General features: G+C 37.6%; 17 protein-coding genes and 1 CRISPR repeat array (1 of these 18 only partly in view). Of the genes, 3 read left to right on the forward strand and 14 right to left on the reverse strand.

Annotation, left to right across the window (positions count from 1 at the left end):
- Positions 1–1,901: a CRISPR direct-repeat array (repeat unit 31 nt; unit sequence ATTTCAATTCCACAAATGGTGCGATTAAAAG) (it extends 1,674 nt beyond the left edge of the window).
- 337 nt (positions 1,902–2,238) lie between these two features.
- The 7 genes from cas2 to IPI99_13685 form a co-directional block, all read right to left on the reverse strand.
- Positions 2,239–2,502 (reverse strand): CRISPR-associated endonuclease Cas2, encoded by a 264-nt coding sequence (gene cas2 / locus IPI99_13655; GenBank protein ID MBK7341547.1) that lies wholly within the window; start codon positions 2,500–2,502, stop codon positions 2,239–2,241.
- Positions 2,502–3,509 carry a type I-B CRISPR-associated endonuclease Cas1 gene (gene cas1b / locus IPI99_13660; protein MBK7341548.1) on the reverse strand — a complete coding sequence of 336 codons (1,008 nt, stop codon included), beginning with the start codon at positions 3,507–3,509 and terminating at the stop codon, positions 2,502–2,504. Before cas1b ends, cas2 begins: the two co-directional genes overlap by 1 nt.
- A gap of 3 nt (positions 3,510–3,512) precedes the next feature.
- The gene (locus IPI99_13665; GenBank protein MBK7341549.1) at positions 3,513–4,340 is read right to left on the reverse strand and encodes a hypothetical protein; all 828 of its coding nucleotides are present in this window, start codon (positions 4,338–4,340) and stop codon (positions 3,513–3,515) included.
- Between the two features lie 15 nt (positions 4,341–4,355).
- Positions 4,356–4,853 carry a CRISPR-associated protein Cas4 gene (gene cas4, locus IPI99_13670; protein ID MBK7341550.1) on the reverse strand — a complete coding sequence of 166 codons (498 nt, stop codon included), beginning with the start codon at positions 4,851–4,853 and terminating at the stop codon, positions 4,356–4,358.
- 12 nt (positions 4,854–4,865) lie between these two features.
- Entirely contained in the window at positions 4,866–5,381 is a 516-nt protein-coding gene (locus tag IPI99_13675) for a hypothetical protein (protein ID MBK7341551.1), read from the reverse strand.
- A 78-nt stretch (positions 5,382–5,459) separates the two neighbouring features.
- Positions 5,460–6,509 carry a CRISPR-associated protein Cas7 gene (locus IPI99_13680; protein ID MBK7341552.1) on the reverse strand — a complete coding sequence of 350 codons (1,050 nt, stop codon included), beginning with the start codon at positions 6,507–6,509 and terminating at the stop codon, positions 5,460–5,462.
- Positions 6,510–6,534: 25 nt separating this feature from the next.
- Positions 6,535–7,857 (reverse strand): hypothetical protein, encoded by a 1,323-nt coding sequence (locus IPI99_13685; protein MBK7341553.1) that lies wholly within the window; start codon positions 7,855–7,857, stop codon positions 6,535–6,537.
- 42 nt (positions 7,858–7,899) lie between these two features.
- Here IPI99_13685 and IPI99_13690 point away from each other — a divergent pair, with 42 nt between their 5' ends.
- Both IPI99_13690 and IPI99_13695 read left to right on the forward strand, forming a co-directional pair.
- Entirely contained in the window at positions 7,900–8,592 is a 693-nt protein-coding gene (locus IPI99_13690) for an IS30 family transposase (GenBank protein ID MBK7341554.1), read from the forward strand.
- Positions 8,547–8,867 carry an IS30 family transposase gene (locus IPI99_13695; protein ID MBK7341555.1) on the forward strand — a complete coding sequence of 107 codons (321 nt, stop codon included), beginning with the start codon at positions 8,547–8,549 and terminating at the stop codon, positions 8,865–8,867. The genes IPI99_13690 and IPI99_13695 overlap by 46 nt, the downstream gene beginning before the upstream one ends.
- Positions 8,868–8,923: 56 nt before the next feature.
- Here the strand turns inward: IPI99_13695 and cas3 are convergent, their stop codons facing one another.
- The 5 genes from cas3 to IPI99_13720 all read right to left on the reverse strand — a co-directional run bounded on the left by cas3 (position 8,924) and on the right by IPI99_13720 (position 13,835).
- Positions 8,924–11,077 carry a CRISPR-associated helicase Cas3' gene (gene cas3 / locus IPI99_13700; protein ID MBK7341556.1) on the reverse strand — a complete coding sequence of 718 codons (2,154 nt, stop codon included), beginning with the start codon at positions 11,075–11,077 and terminating at the stop codon, positions 8,924–8,926.
- 1 nt (position 11,078) lies between these two features.
- Positions 11,079–11,666, reverse strand: a complete 588-nt coding sequence (locus tag IPI99_13705) for a hypothetical protein (GenBank protein ID MBK7341557.1) — start codon at positions 11,664–11,666, stop codon at positions 11,079–11,081.
- 2 nt (positions 11,667–11,668) lie between these two features.
- On the reverse strand, positions 11,669–12,334 hold the full coding sequence (cas6, locus tag IPI99_13710; GenBank protein ID MBK7341558.1) for a CRISPR-associated endoribonuclease Cas6: 666 nt from the start codon (positions 12,332–12,334) through the stop codon (positions 11,669–11,671).
- Complete coding sequence (locus IPI99_13715; GenBank protein ID MBK7341559.1) at positions 12,309–12,866, reverse strand: hypothetical protein; 558 nt, start codon at positions 12,864–12,866, stop codon at positions 12,309–12,311. Before IPI99_13715 ends, cas6 begins: the two co-directional genes overlap by 26 nt.
- Before the next feature lie 66 nt (positions 12,867–12,932).
- Positions 12,933–13,835, reverse strand: coding sequence for an HTH domain-containing protein (locus tag IPI99_13720; protein ID MBK7341560.1), 903 nt, complete (start codon positions 13,833–13,835; stop codon positions 12,933–12,935).
- 224 nt (positions 13,836–14,059) lie between these two features.
- Between IPI99_13720 and IPI99_13725 the strand changes: the two genes are divergently transcribed.
- On the forward strand, positions 14,060–15,340 hold the full coding sequence (locus IPI99_13725) for an adenylosuccinate synthase (GenBank protein MBK7341561.1): 1,281 nt from the start codon (positions 14,060–14,062) through the stop codon (positions 15,338–15,340).
- On the opposite strand, the gene IPI99_13730 is transcribed toward IPI99_13725, so the two are convergent.
- Both IPI99_13730 and IPI99_13735 read right to left on the reverse strand, forming a co-directional pair.
- On the reverse strand, positions 15,321–16,016 hold the full coding sequence (locus tag IPI99_13730; GenBank protein MBK7341562.1) for a methyltransferase domain-containing protein: 696 nt from the start codon (positions 16,014–16,016) through the stop codon (positions 15,321–15,323). The two genes, IPI99_13725 and IPI99_13730, sit on opposite strands and share 20 nt — an antisense overlap.
- A gap of 321 nt (positions 16,017–16,337) precedes the next feature.
- On the reverse strand, positions 16,338–21,662 hold the full coding sequence (locus IPI99_13735) for a T9SS type A sorting domain-containing protein (GenBank protein ID MBK7341563.1): 5,325 nt from the start codon (positions 21,660–21,662) through the stop codon (positions 16,338–16,340).
- Positions 21,663–21,777: the final 115 nt, after the last annotated feature.

Raw genomic sequence — 21,777 nt, forward strand, 5'->3', positions numbered from 1 at the left:
TCCACAAATGGTGCGATTAAAAGCTTTCATATCCATTCCATCCACTAAATGTACTTACAAAATTTCAATTCCACAAATGGTGCGATTAAAAGTATTTAGACCAATGCAATTATCACCATTCAAATTTATATTTCAATTCCACAAATGGTGCGATTAAAAGTTGAAAAAACATGTACGATTGTTCCGGCAAAAATTGAATTTCAATTCCACAAATGGTGCGATTAAAAGAATGTATCTTGCCAAGCGTCACGACCAAATGATGCATTTCAATTCCACAAATGGTGCGATTAAAAGAATGATCCAGATCTGGGATCTGATATTTTTTAATACATTTCAATTCCACAAATGGTGCGATTAAAAGGTATAGGAGTAAACAGAACACTTACGTCAATAACAAGATTTCAATTCCACAAATGGTGCGATTAAAAGGAACAACAAAGCACTACTGCCAACAAACCGTTTGGATTTCAATTCCACAAATGGTGCGATTAAAAGTTGATTTTCAGTCAATACGGCATCACATGTAAATTCATTTCAATTCCACAAATGGTGCGATTAAAAGGTTGTTATTATTTCAGTTGTTTGTTATTTTATTATCTAATTTCAATTCCACAAATGGTGCGATTAAAAGAAAGGTAATATCTAAGTATAATGATGTGCTATTTAAATTTCAATTCCACAAATGGTGCGATTAAAAGTCATCTTCGTATCCCAGTTCACATTATTATATGTCAATTTCAATTCCACAAATGGTGCGATTAAAAGCAAAGCCAATCGCAAATTTTGATAAATCCTGTATTATTTCAATTCCACAAATGGTGCGATTAAAAGAAATTGCTGCTCCTTTCGTCCAAGCGTATGTTACATTTCAATTCCACAAATGGTGCGATTAAAAGAACAAGAATCTGGATTGCTTTGTGTCGTCTGCCCACAATTTCAATTCCACAAATGGTGCGATTAAAAGTATGAAATCTTATTCTGTTTTATTCGACAAAAACTAATTTCAATTCCACAAATGGTGCGATTAAAAGCGGCTTACAATAGTTTTATGCAGCGTGCGATCCTCGATTTCAATTCCACAAATGGTGCGATTAAAAGGATTATTTACGGCATGCACTGGTCTCTGGGATGTTATTTCAATTCCACAAATGGTGCGATTAAAAGACGGTTAGGATTGGTGCGTGGTGTGATAAATATGAATTTCAATTCCACAAATGGTGCGATTAAAAGCTTGCTGCTTGCACAAAGCCATTTTTAACAAAATGATTTCAATTCCACAAATGGTGCGATTAAAAGTAATTGGAGCTTAACATCCAATCCAGACGCAACACAATTTCAATTCCACAAATGGTGCGATTAAAAGTAATGTAATCGTAGTTATTGCAAATAAACTTATTGAATTTCAATTCCACAAATGGTGCGATTAAAAGCAACAGGATTATTAAGGGTAAACACTGTTTTGGTCGATTTCAATTCCACAAATGGTGCGATTAAAAGGTGTGCAATATGGGCAGCTTGGGTATTGTATAAAAAATTTCAATTCCACAAATGGTGCGATTAAAAGTTTCTACTGTAACATTATTTAATGCCAATGGAACGTCATTTCAATTCCACAAATGGTGCGATTAAAAGGAGCTTTTGATATTTACTATAAAATATATCCATTTGCATTTCAATTCCACAAATGGTGCGATTAAAAGCTTACATCAGACAACGCCTCGAGAGGCACAAGCGACATTTCAATTCCACAAATGGTGCGATTAAAAGTAATATAAGCAGTGCCTTATGAAGAAATCCTCCATTGATTTCAATTCCACAAATGGTGCGATTAAAAGCTTAAATAGGCGCCCTTCGGGCAAATTATTATTTGATTTCAATTCCACAAATGGTGCGATTAAAAGTCTTTATCAAAGAAGTCAAATATACCTATTTTTCAATATCTTATACATTGCATTTTTTTGCATTCTTAGGCTTTTCTGCGTCGATGCTCTATTACTCGATTTAGGCCTTTCACCGACGACTAGTACAATATATTAAGAATCAGCTATTTAGAACAAGGTTCAAAGTTTTTATCTATTCAACAAGTGATTGGACAAACAGAATCAAGCTTCATCGACGACAATATGAATATCTGAGAACCGGAATCGACGTATACAAACTGCTTCGCCATCATACACATACCTCGCTATGTTCAAAAAAAAATCAAACTACATGTCAAAGAACTTCTATACATTAAAATTACAGAAAGTTGTCGGTACTGTTGCGCTCTTTCCCTATAATTTCTTTATATAACCACTTCGAATCCCTGCTGCTAAAAATGATGAAACTGTCCACACCGGGATTCATCACGGATTTTGCTTTTGTCTTTAATTCCAGGATTTGGACTTCAGTCAGCTCTCCTTCAAAAACAGAGTTTTGAATCCAAATCAGGTATTGACGGCAAAGTTTCAACATCTTGGCCACCCGCTTTTCTCCTACATCATATATTGCAATCACATACATTACCACCAAATTTTAAAGGGTTCGTATTCCGGAGTATCTCCCAATATGTACTTTGAGATTTTGTAGCATTCCAATCTTATCAATTGTTTGAAACTTACACTCTTACCGAGGGTCCTGTGCTTAATGGTTTCCGCAAGTTTTTCTTCCCATACTTTCAAAAAAATCTTCTTACCTGCCGCAGCAAGATAGCATCCGTTCAGTTTGCTATCAAAATCCTCAGACTGGATTTCTTTTTTGTTGAGTACTCTGAAGATAAGTCTGTCCACAAGGATTGGCTTGAATATCTCTGCAATGTCCAGGGCAAGTGAGTATCTCCTGTAGCCGGGTTCATGCAGAAAACTAATCGTCGGATTAAGCTGTGTATGGTAGATTGTTGATAAGCAAAGCGTGTAACATATCATGTTGCCAAATGAAATCAGTGCATTGACTTCGTTCGAAGGTGGCTGCCTTGTTCGTTCCTTCATCTCGAAGCCTGGCAATATCTGATTCCAGCACTGATAGTAGGATTGTCTGCAAATTCCCTCGATTCCCATGATAGATGGTACATCCTTGCTTTGTCCCAGTTGAGCGACATTGTCCTCAATAGACTTAATATATGGATCAAGCTCTCGATTGCGGTGGTCATAGTACTTTAAATTTTTTACGATATTATACATAGCACCTTCTACAAAACGGGAAGCAAGATGACATCGTTTCTTTTTGTTGAGGTAAGCTTTTGTCTGTTCTATCTGCATTTTACCGGCTAACAGATATTCTTTAGGCATAAATGAACCGGTATAGTGCTCGTAATAATCAAAAAAGTGGAGAGTTATACTCTGCTGACCAAGCAAGTTGAGTAAGGCTGCATTGACATCTAAGGCTCCGAAAACATACATCGATTCGATGGTCTCAATTGGGATATACTTTGCAGGCTGTTCATGGCCCTCTTTGTCTCGAGCTACAAAACAAAGCGTATTGTCTTTGCGGCTCATGCGCCCGTCATTGAATAGATAGTAGCTACGCTTCATAATTTAATCTTCATCTATTGACCAATTGGAAGGACCTTTAAGTGTCCTATATTGGGTCCCATAACGAATAAAATTTTCAGAAGATCCAAACCAATTCAACACTGTTTCATATTCCAATTTGGTAGCAGCATTTGATTTGAAATTCCTATAACTACTCCAGGGATAATCTTCATAGTTGTCAGTGATGAAATGGTGAATTGGATTGTGATAAATATAAAAAAGGACTTGCTTTTTTTGTTCGAGATCATCAGCGATCAACTTGCGTCTGAAACCTTTTTGAAAAAGACTTCCCGTCCGCTCCTGTTGTTTGTTGATTGCCTTGGCATAGCCTAAGAAAAAACTTCGCAAGCTCTCTGACAAAATCCAAGAACACAACTGATCTAGAAAGTTTGAACCTGACAAATCTGTAGGGTTTAGGTCTTCACTATGTTGGGTGTCACCAAGATGATCATAAAGATTTAACAAATTTTTGAAATTTGTCAAATCTTGAAGCTGTGACAGCTTCATCGAGCTTATATCAAAATTCATCCGACTTAACCATGGCAGCGCGCAGTCTTTTAAGAAAGTTTGATTGACAGTAGCAAAATCGATTTGGGCTTGTGATGTAATTTCGCTCACCGGACAAGTTTGCACCATCAGATGGAAGTGGTTATACATGAGACAGTAAGCTAAGGTCTTCAAGTAGCCGTTCGTTCTTTCTGCATATTTCCTGAGGAAGTAACTATAATTCTCTGCATTAAAAAATATAGCTTCTCTGTTGATGCCGCGATTAAATATATGATAGTATCTATCAGGTAGCAGTGGGATGGTCATATCATGTATAGCTGCCATGATCACAATGAAATATTATACATAACAAAACTCATAGTAGCTGCATTTTTTACAGATGGTTTTATGGATAACATTAGGTATCTGCGACCGGGCGATGATCAATTCGATTTCTTCTTCCCAGCATGGGATCAACCTGATATCTTCTTCTGTCAAGATTACTTGCTGCGTATGCCTAAGTTTTGGATACTCGAGTATGCCGGTAGCACCATCTACACCTTGTTGCTTCAGTTTGTACAGATAATATTTGACTTGAGCCTCGTGCGCAGCTTCCATCTTATCGCTCTTTTTTATTTCATGGACCACTTTATTGCGCGCATCATAATAGTCTATCTTGATACCGTCAAGCTGTAATTCTGTATATTTGACAGCTCTGTCCATATACGTTGATTCGCCGATGAGTTTACCTTCAGTGACGATGTCTGAAGTGTGCTCCATATGGATGCCATTGGAAAATAACCAAAGCTTGCGATGGCAGATGTGGTAGTAATTGACGTGAGTAGCAGTGATGGTCATGGTCTATCATTCTTAATAATAACTATAATAGATATCATTCATCGCATCACTAAAGCCATATCCACAACGGGATGCATATTGAACACAACTTTTTGCCTGCTCTTTGAAGTGCTTTAAAAGCCCATTTTTAGCAATATATCGCAAAGCTGCATTAAAATTATTTTCAGCGCTTATATAATACTGTTCCGTCATATCTCCATAGTCATGCGTGAATTTGCTTGCTAACTCAGGGAGATATAGCATCAGCTCACTTAAGAAGATTGGATCAGGTTTTAAGTCAGCAAATTCCTTAATGGCCTTCTTTGCCACAGAATATTTTAGGCCTGCATTCATAGGATTTCTAGGATAAAACTCTTTTTCGATGATTTTTTTATATTTCTCAATGGCCTCTGCGCCTACTTCTGGATTAAGGAAGTGGTCGATGTATTGCTTAGCTGGTTTTGAATTTGAATACATTTCCATCACAAACTCTGCTATTTGATCACGATCGAGTGTTTTTAGGAATTTTTGTAAGGTTTGCTTGGACATGAGGAATGCTGGTATTTTTATAAGAAAAATATTATAACCCTTGTAAATCGCTGCTTTACAAGGGTTATAAAAAAATAATTATTGGTTCTCATAATCAAATGCCATCATCAAGTTGATGAGATGTTGCTCAGCTTTTTCAAGAGCATCAACTTTTTCACCTTTTGTAAGTACAAAAGCACCAGCCTGTAGCGTTATAAAAGTTTCGACTCCTTTTAGATTTTCGTCAATAATTGGATCTGCTTTTTTTGAATCATCCTCTGACAATTTTGCTCTTATGCTTCCAGCTATGGTATTTGCATTGTCACTTATTGAAATGGCAAGTGTATCCATCAAACTAAAAGCACGTGATTGATTAGATGTAATCCGCCAATCAATTATTGCTTTAGCTAAACCTTTAATCCAACTCTGTCTTAATTCTTTAGGGACGGTGAGAGAAGGACCAAAAACATTAGATGACTCAATCCATCCTTCATTTTTAAGTTTCTCAATAGTAGATTTACTCATTTCTGGTTCAAAAGAATTGATTGTAACAGAAAATAATCTCCTCAAATCAATAGCAAAATCTACAACAAATAATCCAACAACTCTGTCTGAAGAATTCAACCATTTACGACTCAAGCTTCTATCTTTTCCATCCAGAAACTCGACAATTTGTTCATTTGTTAATTCATTCCCATTTTCGTCTCTTACGATCACAACATTATTTGGTCTTTCGCTTCTATCAAAAGAACCTGCTTCTTTCTCGACTCCTGCTAATAATGGATGTAAAGCTCTCATTGCCGATATAGAAAGTGGACTTCTTCTTTTTAATGTCCTTTCAGAACCACCCTTGGATGCTTTCATCCATCCTCCAATTAACTGATCAGCATAAGTTGGATCACATGTTCCATACACTTCTCCTTCCTTTAGTTCTTTTTGCCTATTTACATCAAATAAAAAAGTAGTTGGAGAAGGCGCTTGTTTAATTGAATCACACAAGCTGTCTATTAGTGATCTTTTAACTTGTTGCCCACTTGAAAAAGGTATGTACTTTTTGAATTGCGAATCATAATAGGTTTTTTGTCCATCAGCAACACAAAATACAGTGTGTTCTGCTCTCTTTAAAGTTCTAATATAAATTGTATTCATTATTTAATAATTTTGTGTGTTAAGATTATGATTGTTTTTCTAAATATGCGTAATCAAATTTTAAGAGAGTGGAAAAATATCCAAACTCTTCATTCGTCATCAAATGAATTTCATCTTTAAGATTTTTTACTTGACTCAAATCATGTTCATCTAAATCTTTAACCATTGTAGTCAAATGTTCGATAAACCCTTTTTTCGATTTGGCTTCAAAAAGCTCTTTTTCAACTAAATTTTTTCGGTCATTTTTCGTGCCCGAATTTCTATACCTCAAAATGGTCTTTGCCAGTTCTACCGTATATTCTTTTACTTCTTCTTTGTTTTTTGACATCATTGCTATTAACCATGTTTTATAAATGAAATAATTAATTTTATCGCCATCATTTTTGAATGAAATATTTTTGTTTTCATTCATATACTTTACGAGCCCATCAGGTCTTAAAGCATGTAATCCAATACTACCCAGCTCACAAGCTCTTTTGAAGTTCATCCCAAATAATATATCAAAGTTTTCAGGAGTTATTGAAGCATCATTGGTGAGTTTTCTATAAATAGTTTTTAAGTTCACTCCTGATTTTAATTGAAAAGGTATAAAACCAACAGTTTTATTTGTATCAGAAATATTGCATACGTAAGCAAGTAGTATTTTATTTGGAATTTTCTTTGATAATGAAAAAAATAACCTGCTCCATTTTATTGTGTCGATTTTAAGAATACCATCACTTGATTTGAAAAAGCCAAAATCTTCAAGATTTGTAAAATCAAAACCTTCTTCGAAATCATTATGAAAAAAATAAGTTGTCCACTGTCCATTCCAGGTAATAACTTGATTTCCCCCCATATGTGTTAAAAGTGGATCGTTTAAAATTTTTCTATAAATTTTCCACCCATCATATATACTTAGCAATATCTCTGGTTCATTAAACAGCAAATTATATGCACCAACTCCAATTGACAAACTATGTCCAAACCATGACAAATACATTTCATCTTTTGAAGTTGGAATTGTTATATCACTAACTAGACTTGATGTAGAATTGAATTCTTTTTTTGTCGATGCTGGGTAACCCAACACAAAACTACCATCAGGAGTTTCATTTTCAATTTTAAAATGTAATTCTTCCAATTTTAAAAGCCGTTCCTCAGAGTTAAGCAAATGAACTTTTTGTCCACTTTTCATTTGTACAAAGGGAGAGTTTGTAACCCATTGCAAATATTTTGGATGATTATAAAATAATTCAAAGTACTCCTCTATAAAGAACTCTTTGGGCGATAATTCCTTTTTATATACTAGATTCCATAAATAAGTGCGACAGTTAATAAAACATTCTTTTGGAGAAAGACCTATTATAAAAATAGGTACTTTCCCCTCAAGATTTTTAACTGTACACAAATGTATAAACAAATCACCTACCCTCAAAGGGTATTAATTGAACAATTTAAAAGGCAAGGAATGAGCATTATTCAGATTGCTGTGGAATTAGGATATCATAGAAGCACTATATATCGGGAACTCGATAGAAACTCTTCACCTGGTTCATACAAGTTATATGGAAGCGCAAGAGCTCAGGATCGGAGTGAACAGAGAGCACAAGGAAAGGGAAGGAAGAATAAAATTACAAGCGATCTTAAAAGCAAAGTGGATCAATTACTTAAAATCAAGTGGAGCCCAGAGCAAATCGAAGGTCGAGCGAATATTGATAAGTATGAAAGGGTTAGTAAAGAGTGCATATATCAATATGTATATGAAGATAAAAGGAAAGGAGGTGATCTATGGAGTAATTTAAGACATTCCCACAGAAGTAGGCGAAGACGCAAAAATACCTATAAACAAAGGGGAATTATCAAAAACAGAGTATGTATTGAAGATAGACCAAAGATTGTTGAATCTCAAAAAAGGTATGGAGATTGGGAAGGAGATACTATAGTAGGAAAGAATCATAAGTCCCAAATTGCCAGTATGGTGGAAAGAAAATCCTTGTTTGTCAAGATCATTAAGCTGGAGTCCAAAGAAGCTAAATTCACAGCCAAAACAATCAGTTGCAAATTGAAAAATATAAAAACTTATGCCATACAATTACATTAGACAATGGAAAAGAAAATGCAGATCATCAAACATTGGCAAAAGCATTGAATACTAAGATATACTTTGCTCATCCATATTCCGCTTATGAAAGAGGTTGCAATGAAAATATCAATGGTTTAATACGACAATACTTGCCAAAAAAATCAGACTTTTCCATGCTCAAGCAAACTGACTTGGATCGAATTGAATCCCAAATAAATAATCGACCAAGAAAAAAATTAGGCTACAAAACACCAAATGAAGTATTTTTGAACCTTGTCGCACTTAAATGTTGAATTCAGCTATTTATTATTATAGGCGTTTAAAAAAGTTCTTCCTATTACTGCTGTGATCATAATAATTGATATTTAAAGTCAAAATTTTCTTCCTTTATCATTGAAGCCATTAAACCTAGTTCTGTTGAATATGCTTTATCAGGTATAATATATGGTTTATTTCCTTTTAAAGATTGATTCATTTTTGCTACATTATAATATCTAATTGGAATTTCTAACTCCATTCTTCTTTCGAAATCTGAATTGTCATATTCTTCTAAGTCGGCTTCGCAAATACATGAAACAGAATCAATATTTAATAATTCAAAAAGTATTGATTTACTTCTATGAGTGAGTTTGTTTATAGATATTTTACCATCTGACTTGAAGATAGAATGCTCTTCTATATCCATAAAATCAATACTTGGAAACACCTGATCAATTTTTTCCTGTAAGAGTTTTTCTTCAAAGATTTCACCATCATTTAAAACATCAAAAGTTCTTTTAAGTACTTCCAAATTATATGGAAGTGCCAATTTAATGTCATCTGGTGGCGCTATGACGAAAACATTATTTACTTGGCCTATTGTATCCAATGTCCTTTTTCTATTAATTCGACCAAATCTTTGTGCTAGAGCATCAAGTGGTGCAGTTTCAGTAATCATTACATCAAAACTTATATCAAGACTTACTTCTACAATTTGAGTAGAGACCACAATGCATGCATCAGAAGCTGTATTAAATTTGCTGATAGTTTCACCATTTACATCCAATCCAATAAGTTCCTTTTCTTTTTGATTTCTATCGTATCGCCTATATCGACTATGCAATAACATCTTATCAACACTTGGGTATAATTGACAAATTTCATCATATACTTTTTGTGCGTTAGAAACCCTATTTAATACAATCAAGATTTTTTGTTTTTGAGTAATTGCTTGACTTATTATGAGATATGAATCTGTAAATGAACTTATTTTAAATGTTTTATGCCTATTGAATTTTTCTAATTCCTTTTTTGGTAAACTTATTTCTAGCACATCATCACCCAATAAACTTAAAATTTTATTGTAAAGTATAGATGGCATTGTTGCAGTTCCAATATGGATTTTACAATTAATGCTTTTTAAAATTTCAACAAGTTTAATTACAATTGCTTGCGAAACTCCTGTATATGTATGTATTTCATCTAAAATAACATCACAACCTTTTAAGTCTAATATCAAGGCTTCATACCCTTTTAAGCCAAATGCAATTGAAGCAAACTGATGTGGGGTTAAAATTTTTATAGATGAACCAAATAGCGACTGTAAAGCTACTTCTTCCACACTTCCTTTTCTTTTAATAACCGAAGATGATGCATGTAGCACCCTAATATCTAGGTTAGGATTATCCGCAGCTAAATCTTTACCAATTCTATTAAACATTGCATTAATTGATGCTTGAAAAGGTAAAGTATAAAAAACCCTACCTGTACACCTTCTAAACAGAAAATCTGTCTTACCTGCACCAGTGCATGCTACCACTAAACTATGCTTTTTACTTGATTTAGCGGAAATTTGTGATAAAGGATAAAGCGGATGAATTCTTTCATAAAAATTTAAGTTTGGTTGCTTAAAACAATTTTTTAGCTCGTCTTCAGTTAAACTTATTAATGCAGATGCAAAATGATCTGCACCCATTAACAAACCTCTCCATTCTGAATAGCCTTTTTGTTTCACTTGATACCTACAATAATCAACCACATTTTTTAGATTATCTAAAGCTTGATCTCTAGAAATTTCCCTTGTTTTTATTCCAAATTGTTTTAGTAATTCAATTGCTTTAGCACTCCAGTCTTCCCACTTGCCTAAATGATAATCTTCATAATCTTCGGTATTATCTAAATCCAAAATACCTTGCTCACCAACACCGTCCCCCGTTTTTATAGATTTATGATGACCAATCACCATTTCAATTAAATGATTTTGCTCTGATTCAGGAAAAAGTGAAATAAAAAACAGTGATGCAATCTCATGTCTAAAAACTTTATCGGGTTTGGCATTCGATTTTAATCTTTTTTGAAACTCATGGTGTGCCTTACCTATATCATGTAAAATAGCACCTTTATATGCCAATTCTTGTGACATACCTAGAAATGAAGCAAAAGCAACAGTTGAAATTGCTACTTGATGCAAGTGGTCTTCTAAGGATGTCCACTCTGGACCAGATTTTGCTAATAATTTTTCCATTTTAATATTGATTAATTGGATTCCCAACTATTTTAAGCCATCCATACATAGGTTCTAATGTCAACCTATGATAACCAACTAAAAATGAGTTCTCTGTTTTCTCAAACACTAATTCAAAACCTTTAAAAAGTTCTTCGTTTTGGTCAAAATCAGATTTTGTTGTTTCTATAATTTGAATTGGTAATAAAACATCTTCGTTACGGCTTAGGCAAACGTGTTGCCTATATGCTTTTTCTGCATCATCTAAAGACGAAAATACTAAATCTAATTTTGGATTTATCATGACCCCTCTTATTAATATGCCATTTGGCCTTTCAAACAATATTTCTTTTCCTTTTCTTGTCGAATTCCATCCTCTAGTTTGGATTTGCTCTTGTTGACCTGAAATCTGATCATAAGAAATTCTATGACCTTTAATTTTAAATATTCCATTTTGGACCAACAACTCAGGAAATAACTTTTTCTCCATTCCCGCCACAATTGATGGTGTTAAAAATTGTTGACTATAAGTCTCGCTATCCCTGACAGCTGTCCAGGGCTTTATAAAACCAAATGGACCTTCATATCTAACAACAAAATATTTTTCCATAATTAATCCATTTTTGAAAGAGAACCAAACCCTATTCCTGTACTATTTCCTATTCCAACATCCCATATGAAAGCTATTTGCTCTGGAGAGCCTTCTACGATTATAGGACAAACTGAGCCTTTTGTAAATATTCCCTTAAACGTTGTACCTTTAGTATATGCTGTAGGATAGTCTTTTTCAAAGTAGACATTCACACCTTCATCTGATAATCCTGCTTTTCGCAATTTGTGTTTTGCATTATTTGTTAGGATGTCATTACTTTCAGAATCATTAAAGTAATAATAAGTTGACTTTCTATCCTTTGAATATTTCAAAAAAATGGGACTTTCTGCCATAAATCTCTGTTTAGTCTCAAAGATTGGTACTTCTTGAATGGTAATGTCAGTAACAGACATAGCATAAAATAATTCGGGTTCGGCCTGAATTCCTTTAATAATATCCTTTAACCTAGTGGTCTCATAAAAGCTTATAAAGAAGCTAGCCCCATGACTAAAATCTAAATGTTCATCAACTTTTCTGCCGCCCTTTAACCATGAAAAGGAATAAAGTGACATTTGATCATGAATTTCATTTATTCCAAGCCATTTATGAATAGTTCCGACTTGTTTTTGTTGATAACTAAAATCAACAGGTTGAATATTTTTAGATAATTTCAAATGTATTCTCATTTAATAAAATTTTATTTAGTTTGAGATGGTCGATATAATCTTGGTGTCCCGGACCAATGTATTGTGGATGTTTTTTGGATTCATCTTTAATGGATATCCTTGCACCCGTGAGCAATCGATAATCCCTGCTTTCTTCCGGAATTTCCTGCTCGCTCAGCCTCTGCACCGAAACCATCCTAATAGGCATTGGGTCAAATCCCTTGAAGTAGAAAGTATATGCCTGGTCCTTAAAAAGTCCCCGAACAAATTCAGTCAAGACTTCCGGCAATAAAAAGCCAATACTCAGATTTGAGATATTTTCCAACAACTTCATACCTGCTTGTCCCAGTGGTTTGTAATAACACTGCCATGGCCCAAAGCAAAACAACTTGAAGTGCTTGCCTTCGTATGCATAACCATGATCGTGGAGCTTTGCAGCCAATTCAGGATTGGCATGGTCGAGGATTTTGTAGATCCAGGATTGTACAGCATACTGATAATCCCAGGGGATGATCACATCCCGACTATGTTCAAAAATGATTTTGATTCTCATCTTCAGGGTTTAATATTGTAAATGTACGAAGGGCTTTTCTCCATTTTTGAGAATTACAGAATGACTTTAAAAAATTTTTTGTGCAGCTATCCGGGAGGCAAGGTATTCCTTCAATCCATCATCAGACTCAACTTTGATTTCATGGAGCAATCCTAATACGAACCTGCCGATTCCTTCATAGGCGCATACCCTATCGACGTATCTACATTCATAATCCGCATTCTCGCGATATTTCACCAGCTTGTCTTTCGTCATCCCATTCTCCTCTGTCAGCAGCGCAGCTGCTCGCCTGGACAGAAGCAAACTCACCTCAAGTTCCTTCTTGCCGGCCATCCCAAAAGCATCAATTTCCGGGAGATCTGACGGCAAATTGCTCAACTGAATACTATCCATTGGATCTACAGCCTCCATTCTGTTGATTTTAAATATCTGGACTCTGCTCTTGTCGGGTACGTAGGCATAGATTGCCATCAACCGCTCGTCAAGGTAAAGGGGAATCACGACCCTGTCTCGGTTCAAACTGCCCACACTTACAGATCTGTATCCATGCAACAATACTGCACTCTTTCCCTCCACAGTATGGGATAGAATCCGGAGCATGCTCACCTGACGCGCCACATGTGCGTATTCGAGTGTATCCACCAATGTCTCCAAGCCCAGTTTTAACTTCAGTTTGCTCTGAAGTGCAGCTGATAATCCTCCGAGTTTTAGAGCAGAAATGATCTCTTTCTTCTCTCCAAGGGTAAAAGCCTGAGCTTTTTCAGGTGTCCCTGAAAAATAGTATCTCCTGCGACTGTCACGCTCCAGAGGCATTCCTATAGATCGAACCACTTCGATATCTTTATAAATAGTACTTTTACTCACATTCAGACGTTCAGCCAATGCATCTATCCTCTTCGGGGGAAACTGCATCAATTTCTGGATGAGTGTCAAGACCCTTTTTACCCGTACAGGCACATTACCTTTCATGACATTAAAGAGTATTCATCCGGTGTTTATTCCAGGGATGATAGTTCGAACAAAAATAATCGATTTGTCGATCCAAATAAAACTCTCTTGAGCAAAAAGTCATTTACTCATTGTTTTTGGCTTCTTTCCCGGATTCCCGTAAACTTTCAATAGTATGCATCCACAAACTTTTTAATCGTACCTTCGTCAGATAATTCAGACCAAACTCAATAAAACTTCATGATATGCCGGTAGATGTCATTTTGGGATTGCAATGGGGGGACGAAGGCAAAGGAAAAATCGTGGATTACCTGGCTGACAGGTACAAGATCGTGTGCAGATTCCAGGGAGGACCCAATGCCGGACATACTCTCTATATCAATGGAGAAAAGCTTGTGCTCCATACTATTCCTTCAGGGATATTTCGCGAGCAAGTGGTCAATATTATTGGTAACGGAGTCGTAGCTGATCCCATAACGTTCAGGCAGGAAGTTAATCGTGTAGAACCTTATGCTCCTCATCTCAAAGAAAAATTGTTTTTTTCACAGAAAGCTCATTTGATCCTACCGACACACAGGTGGATTGACCTCGCTTCAGAGAATTCCAAAGGAAAACAGAAGATTGGATCTACCCTGAGAGGCATTGGACCCTGTTACATGGACAAAACAGGACGCAACGGTCTCCGCATAGGTGACATCCATCAAACAGGCTTTAGAGCCAAATACAGGGCCCTCAAAGAAAAACATCTACAGTTCATACGACAGTTTCCTGAAGTCGAATTCGACATTCATGAAAATGAGGAAGCGTGGTTTGAATCTCTGGAGCTGATCAGGCAATTTCAATGTCTTTCTACTGAGTATTATCTCAATGATGAAATCAGACACGGCGCACAGATTCTGGCTGAAGGCGCTCAAGGCACGATGCTGGACGTAGATTTTGGTACCTACCCTTTTGTCACTTCGTCCAATACGATCACTGCAGGAGTCTGCACGGGATTGGGAGTACCGCCTTCCTCTATCCGGGAAGTCATTGGTATAGCCAAAGCATACTGCACCAGAGTGGGTTCAGGTCCCTTTCCATCAGAACTCATGGATGCTACCGGAGAGCAACTACGAAGAGCTGGCAATGAGTTTGGCTCTACAACCGGACGCCCGCGAAGATGCGGATGGCTGGATCTCCTGCAACTGCAATATGCTGTTATGATCAATGGAGTTACAGGGATTTGTTTGACCAAAATAGACGTTCTGAACGACTTTGAACAGGTCTGTCTGGTTGATAAGTACCAACTGTCCAATGGAGAGCTAAGTGAGGCCTTGCCCTATTCTTTAGAAGAAGTGAGCTCGGTAAAATACAGCCCTTTTGAAGGATGGAAACAATCTTTATCCGGCTTTAAAACTTATGCTGAGCTGCCCCATTCTGCCCAGGAATTGATTAGGGCTATAGAACTACATTCCCGTTGTCCAATAAATTATGTGTCCACTGGCCCAGGCCGCGAGGATCTACTCATCAGAGAGGCGACGCTATGATGATGTATTGATAATCCAGACTGGTATCGTCAGAAACGATGAGCTTGTAACCAGCCTCGATGAGATCTTGTTCAACATCAGCGAGTGACAGGCGTTCTTCCTGTGGTGGCCCGATCGGGCTGAGTTTCTTTTTAAAATCAACAATCATGATCTTACCCTGAGATCGAAATTTATTGAGGAGCCGATGTAGATAATCCCTCCGATTTTTGATGTAAGGATAGGTATTGGAGATAAATATGATATCCACTTCTCCATCTTTTAGACGCGGATCATCGGGTGTAGCGAGGCGCGCTTCAAACCGCAGCTGGATTTCAGGCTTGTAATAGGTCTCTTCAGTGTTCATCATTTCTACAAGTGTCGGCTCAATATCGATCGCAATTACTTTTTTGGCCCTATGCACAAAGCGAAATGAAAAATATCCACTTCCTGCACCTATATCAGCGACTACCTTATCACTTAGGTCACCCAACATATCGATCAACATATACGGCTTCTGCCATATCGTGCGGTCTTGCGCTCTCAATGCTGAATCTGTGCTGTCTTTATGATTGGGGACAGCAATGGAATCGACCGGGATATCCCGACTAATCCCTCCGGACATTGAAGGTAGATTATGCTTGCACGCCAATGCAAACAGGAAGAAGAGCGTGATTCCGAAAAATCGAACTGCAAACATTTCAGGCCACAAGTTAATCAAAGCTATTGTACACTAGTTACAAAACATGGCCGCTATTGTGGATAATTTCGAGATAACACCATGCTTAACAGAAGCAATAAATCAAAAAAACAGGTACATCCTATCACACGATTCTCTTTCACGACAGCTCTAGGATAATAAATTTTGCAAAGGAATTGATTCTTGCGAAATGATTATATCATAAAACTTTGAGTTAGATGACAATTGGACTCGTATACATTTCCATAATATCTGCTATCACCAAAAAAAAGAAAGGGTACCTGAAAATCAGATACCCTTTCTTTCTCTTTCACTTATTTCTTACTCAACTATAACCATTTTCTTCTTTTGAACACTGCCGGCACATTCCACCTGGTAATAATAAACTCCCGGAAGAAGTACAGAACTCTTGTCCAAAGTCCATTCGTTATATCCTTTGATCATCTGTCTCGCATCCACATACAGACATTTTCCATTCGCATCATAAATGCTTAGGTTTACTGTGCTGTTTTCAGGAATATACATTCCCAAAGTAGTGCGATTGTTCCAAGGATTTGGTTCGTTTTGCAACAAGACGAATGGCGACTTGCTTGCACCACGTACAGTCCACTTGACCATGGCATCCTGATCATCACCGCTGTACACTGCCAATGCAGGTGTTACATTGCTGCTGATAAAGAATACATCAGATAAATCTACAGGAGATTTAGCTTTGATGGTGATAGAAAACAAATCCTGTCCATTTTCAGCTGCTCCATTCCATGAGAAGGTCACGCGACCGTTATTCATCTGGTGCAATGAGAAGTTTTCCGGATAGAATCCGAACTGATCATTACCTGATATTTGAACCAACTCCACTTTGTCCTTGATAAACTCAAGCGTGAACTGCATACCTTCGAATTCATGGACATTATCAGATTTCACTGTAAAAGTGTACACTTGATCTTTGCTTAATGAAACATTGTCCGTGTGCAAATCCAAGGTCTGAGAAGATCTCACTGAAGCACCCGCAAGTCCTCTGGTCTTTGCAGATTCATTGACGTCACCAATTTTTACTCCAACGAAATTCACTTTCATATCAGAGCTTAGATTAGTGATATTGTATTGCGTAGGATAATTTTCTTTCAAACACTGATCGATAGATCCAAAATTGTACAATTCATCCACAAATTTCCAGCTGGTGTTTGAGCTGAAAGAATTCTGAACTCCCAGTATGAGCTTTCTGATCTCAGAAATATCTCTTGCAGTAATGTCTCTGCTGTTGTTTGCATCAGCAGCAATCATCTTATAAGGACTATCGAATAATTCCACACCCAAAATGTGTTTCTGTATTTTCACGATGTCCGCTGTACTTACTCCATTCAACCAATCTTTATTGAGTTGTGGAAGTATAGTATAATCCACATTAGCTTTTACTTTTCCAAAGTCATACAAACCTTCATAGTTTGTCAAAGATTGTATATTAGAAGCATTGACCAACTCAACATTTACATTCTGAATTTCACTTCCTTTCTCGGTTTTTACCAAACCAGATACTTGCGCAGAACCAAAGTTGTTTGGACAAAGCGGCGGTAAATTTGGATTGTCTTGGACGATGATTCTTGTTCTGCAGTAAGATGTATTTCCATTGATATCTGTCACCCAAAGTTCAACCGGACGAACACCTACGCTGTCACAATCATAAATTCTGAATTTGTCGGCCGTATCTCTCGAGAAGCTCAATTTAACAGGATATCCACAGCTGTGTGCACTACCTGCGTCAATATCAGAGGCCCAAACTTGAACCATCTTAGTCTCCGGAGTACCGTCACCATTGAGGTCCATTGGTACCAAACCTACTGCTACATCGCTGAGGCAGTATGCCGTTGGGGACTTACAGTTCAACAAGTTGACATTATAACTACACTTCGCTGTATTACCACAACGGTCTTCTACTTCCCACTTGATGATATGATGACCCAAAGGCCATGTACCTGTTGCTATATTTTCACCGATACCGGCGCGATCCAAATCTATCGTACCATCACTGTTAAAATCAACTTTATATCTATACAATAATTGGTTAGCCGCCGTACAGTCGTCAGTCGCCGTGATACCCAAACTGATTTGAAGAGGACGGCAATTCAAATCAAACGAACAGATGGTTGTATCTCTACATCCCGTTCTGATGATCGGATCGATTAGATTCGTCACTTTGATAATCTGCGTATCCTGAAAGATGATAAAGTTGCCATTATCATCACGATCGCACCAGTTGATGATTTTCCAAACTCTGAATATTTTAAAGCATGGATCTCCAGGAACTGTTGCTGAGAAAATTTCATCGTGGAATGAAGCGCCTATCAAACTACATACATCATCTGAATAGGTCGGATAATTGTAAGGTGCAGACAATCGTTCAGGAACTAATCCTGTAGGATCGCAAATACCGGAAGTATCTAGGTCTTCAGGGAATACGATGCTACTGTAGTCAAACGGGTGATGATTTTCAACGGTGATATACTGGCAGCAACGAGCTTCGTTACCTTGAATATCCGTCGCAATGAACCAACGCTTGATCACTCCAAGTCCACATGTATTAAATCCACTTGAGTCAATTTCTTCCCTCATCAAAGGTGGGCAGTTATCCGTAGCCAAACCATCTTGTGGATGACCATCAATATAGTGCCAATATGCAGGGTCTATAACGATTGGTTCGCGATCAGCTTGAGCAGTCACTACTCTACCAAAAGAAGTACCCAAATTATTTAAATCTATCGGGAATCTACAATCTACCGTGATATTCGGCGGACATGTGATGAGAGGCATGTCTTTATCTTGCACTTCTACTAAAATCATGCAGATGCTTTCATTTCCATGACCATCGACTACTTTCAAACCAACCATTATAGTTTGGTTCACATCCTCACAACAGAATCCTACCTCAGGTCCCCAATCATCAGGCCCTGTGGTACCACAAGCATTGTCATCCATTCTCCTCACTTCAAAATGGTGCAGGTGACATTCGTCAAAGCTACCATCATCAAATACTTCTGCAGGAACCCAATTATAACCACTATGATTGATCGATACAACTGTTCTTCTGTCACAAACAGCTATTGGAGCAGTATGATCTTCTACTGTTACGATCAAAGTGTCCATTGTCAAGTTGTAACAGTTGTCATAAAGTCTATAGAAAACAGAGTCTATACCGACCGGAAGTTTAACCGGACCACCATTCTGATTGATTAATATTCCTCCCGGATATTCTACATCTATTCTAAGTACGTTGTGACAAGCATCTACTGCTTCTATTGGAGGTAATATTACATCCGCTTCACAAGATCTGTGACCTGTAGTCGCATTGAAATCATATGCACTATGAATGATTTTTGGTCCCTTGTCGTCAACAACTTCAATGACCTGAAGATAAGTTCTGGTCAACTCTGTATTACACCACCATTCACGCACTGTCCAGGTACGCATGATCTTGCGTACACATCGGATTTCATCCAGATTATAATCAGAATAAGTTACTACAAAATTGCATAGGAAATCCACGTTAGGCCAGATATTCTCTCCGTTCAGAGTAGGAATTCCGGTGACATTCGGATGTGGATTACCAAATTCATCCACTTCTTCAAATGCGACCTCACAATCCAACTGAACATTGAGTGGCGGTAAGACATCGTCTATCTTCAATCTTTCGATAAAAATCTCTTGGGCACAAGTATCAGACAAATTTCCTTGATCATCTGTTGAAACCCATACCCGAATGATGCGCTTGATAAAATCAGGATCGCATTCCAATTTTTCAATTCTTTCGTCTAACAATGTTACTGTATAATGGCTGCAGTCTTCTACGATAGCGGGTGACAATTCCCGACTGAACTCTGCACAAGACATGGTATCTATTTGGCACAGAATCTCGGGAGCAAGCTTATCTTCGATCAATACGTTTGACCAACAAGTATTACCAGTTAGCGTATCAATCACTGTGGCTATGATCGTCTTACCCAAATAGCTTGAATCCACCGGATTTGGAATCGGATGTCCATAGTGACTCAACTCCACAATTGCCCTTCCCGGACATGCTGAAGTAAGAACCGCATCAGGCGTAATCAGTGCCTGACAGTTTTGGTCTAAAGACACATTTATATTCTTACATGCCATTATAGTATTGGCATTGATGTCAATGTTGAAGGTACATTTCTTCTCTCCACAACATCCTGTTGCCGTATACTCTACAACATAGTGGCCCGGAGCTAAAACATCTCCCGAGGCAGGCCCTGCTGTTTGGACTAAAGTAACAGGATCAGGTATGAATTCAAAAGCTGTGATATCAAGTGTTGTTTCTTCAGCAATATTGTCTGAATTGACCCAAAATTTAATTGTTTGCCCTATTGAAACGGGGATACTGATGTCACCTGAAGCTGAGGATCCTGATGGAACCGTTGTCAGTACTACACGACCTCCACTTAATTGATAACCAGCCTCATCTCCCCTAAAAGCTCCCGGCTCAAGTATATTTGCCTCCCAATGGAAGTTCAAAGTACCATTGCAAGGAATATATGTTTTTGAAGAAGCTTCAACGGACAAAAACGGTTTACCATTATTGCTTCCTGTGATAGAAAGTGTCGTTGCATCATGACTGAATTTTGCATCAAGTCCCGAAGGCGTACCTGATGAAGTAGCAAAATAAGAATCAAGTGTCGACTCCACCCATGCATAAGGAGCAAAAGCACCTACAAATCCAGGGCCGTAAATACAAACATCTTCGGCAGTCGGTGCCGTCCAGCTGGCAGTATAATCACATTCGTCAGGGCTTAGATCTACTAATATGTCATCAGGACATCCTGTGATGACAGGATTGAAAGTATCTCGTACAAAAATAAAACCTGAACAACCATCAGATGCGCCAATACAATTGAATCCTCCATGCAGCCAATAGTAAACGCCGCAGGAAAGCAAGTCTTCAGGCTGAGGCCCATCAAATAAAGGTTCCGGGTCTCCATCTGCTTCCAGAATTAGATTACTCAATGTCAAGGTGTCCACTCCATTAGTATTGTCTGAGTTGATTTCAAAGCAAACCCGATCACCCCTGGTGACTGCTATCGTCCTGGTACCTACTATGGAATTACCTGTACCTGGAGTCAATACATCGACCGAACTGGTGCCTGTGACTGCATTTTCGATCATGACCCTCGCCCTATCTCCAACAAAATCATCCCCTGATGTCATTCTAGCAAAATAATCGAAGGACAAGGTTCCTGAACAGTAAACAAAAAAGCAGAAGTTATTCTGAGAATTTGATCCTGCCGTACCATCAGAAACTCCACGTAAACGCAGAGAGTCGGTACCAAATGATACACTAGGCGGTATAGTGCCTCCACCCGGTCCCATCAGGAACGAGTGAAAAAATGTACTTCCTGCACCCAATAAATTCATTGCATTGCAATCCTCTGTATAAGTGGGCAATACAAATGGAACAGGAACTGTACAGACGCCCTCCGCAGGCGTATATATTGTTGTAAAAATTGGTGGGCAATTGCCTACCATTTCAGGAGCTGTATTATCTGATGTACACTGGCTATTGGCCGGCGTAATAAATACAAACAGCACACCTGCTAAGATGAGAAAAAAGTGAAGTGAAAGTTTATTTGTCATAGCAAAAGCTTTAGTAAATTCTTTTTACAGCTTTTTCGCTATGCGCTAAAGAGATTTATAATGTGTTGTTGGGACAACTAATTCAGGGCAAATGTAAGAACTTATTTAATATATG

The organism is Saprospiraceae bacterium (genome assembly GCA_016710235.1).
Classification (GTDB): Bacteria; Bacteroidota; Bacteroidia; order Chitinophagales; family Saprospiraceae; genus Vicinibacter.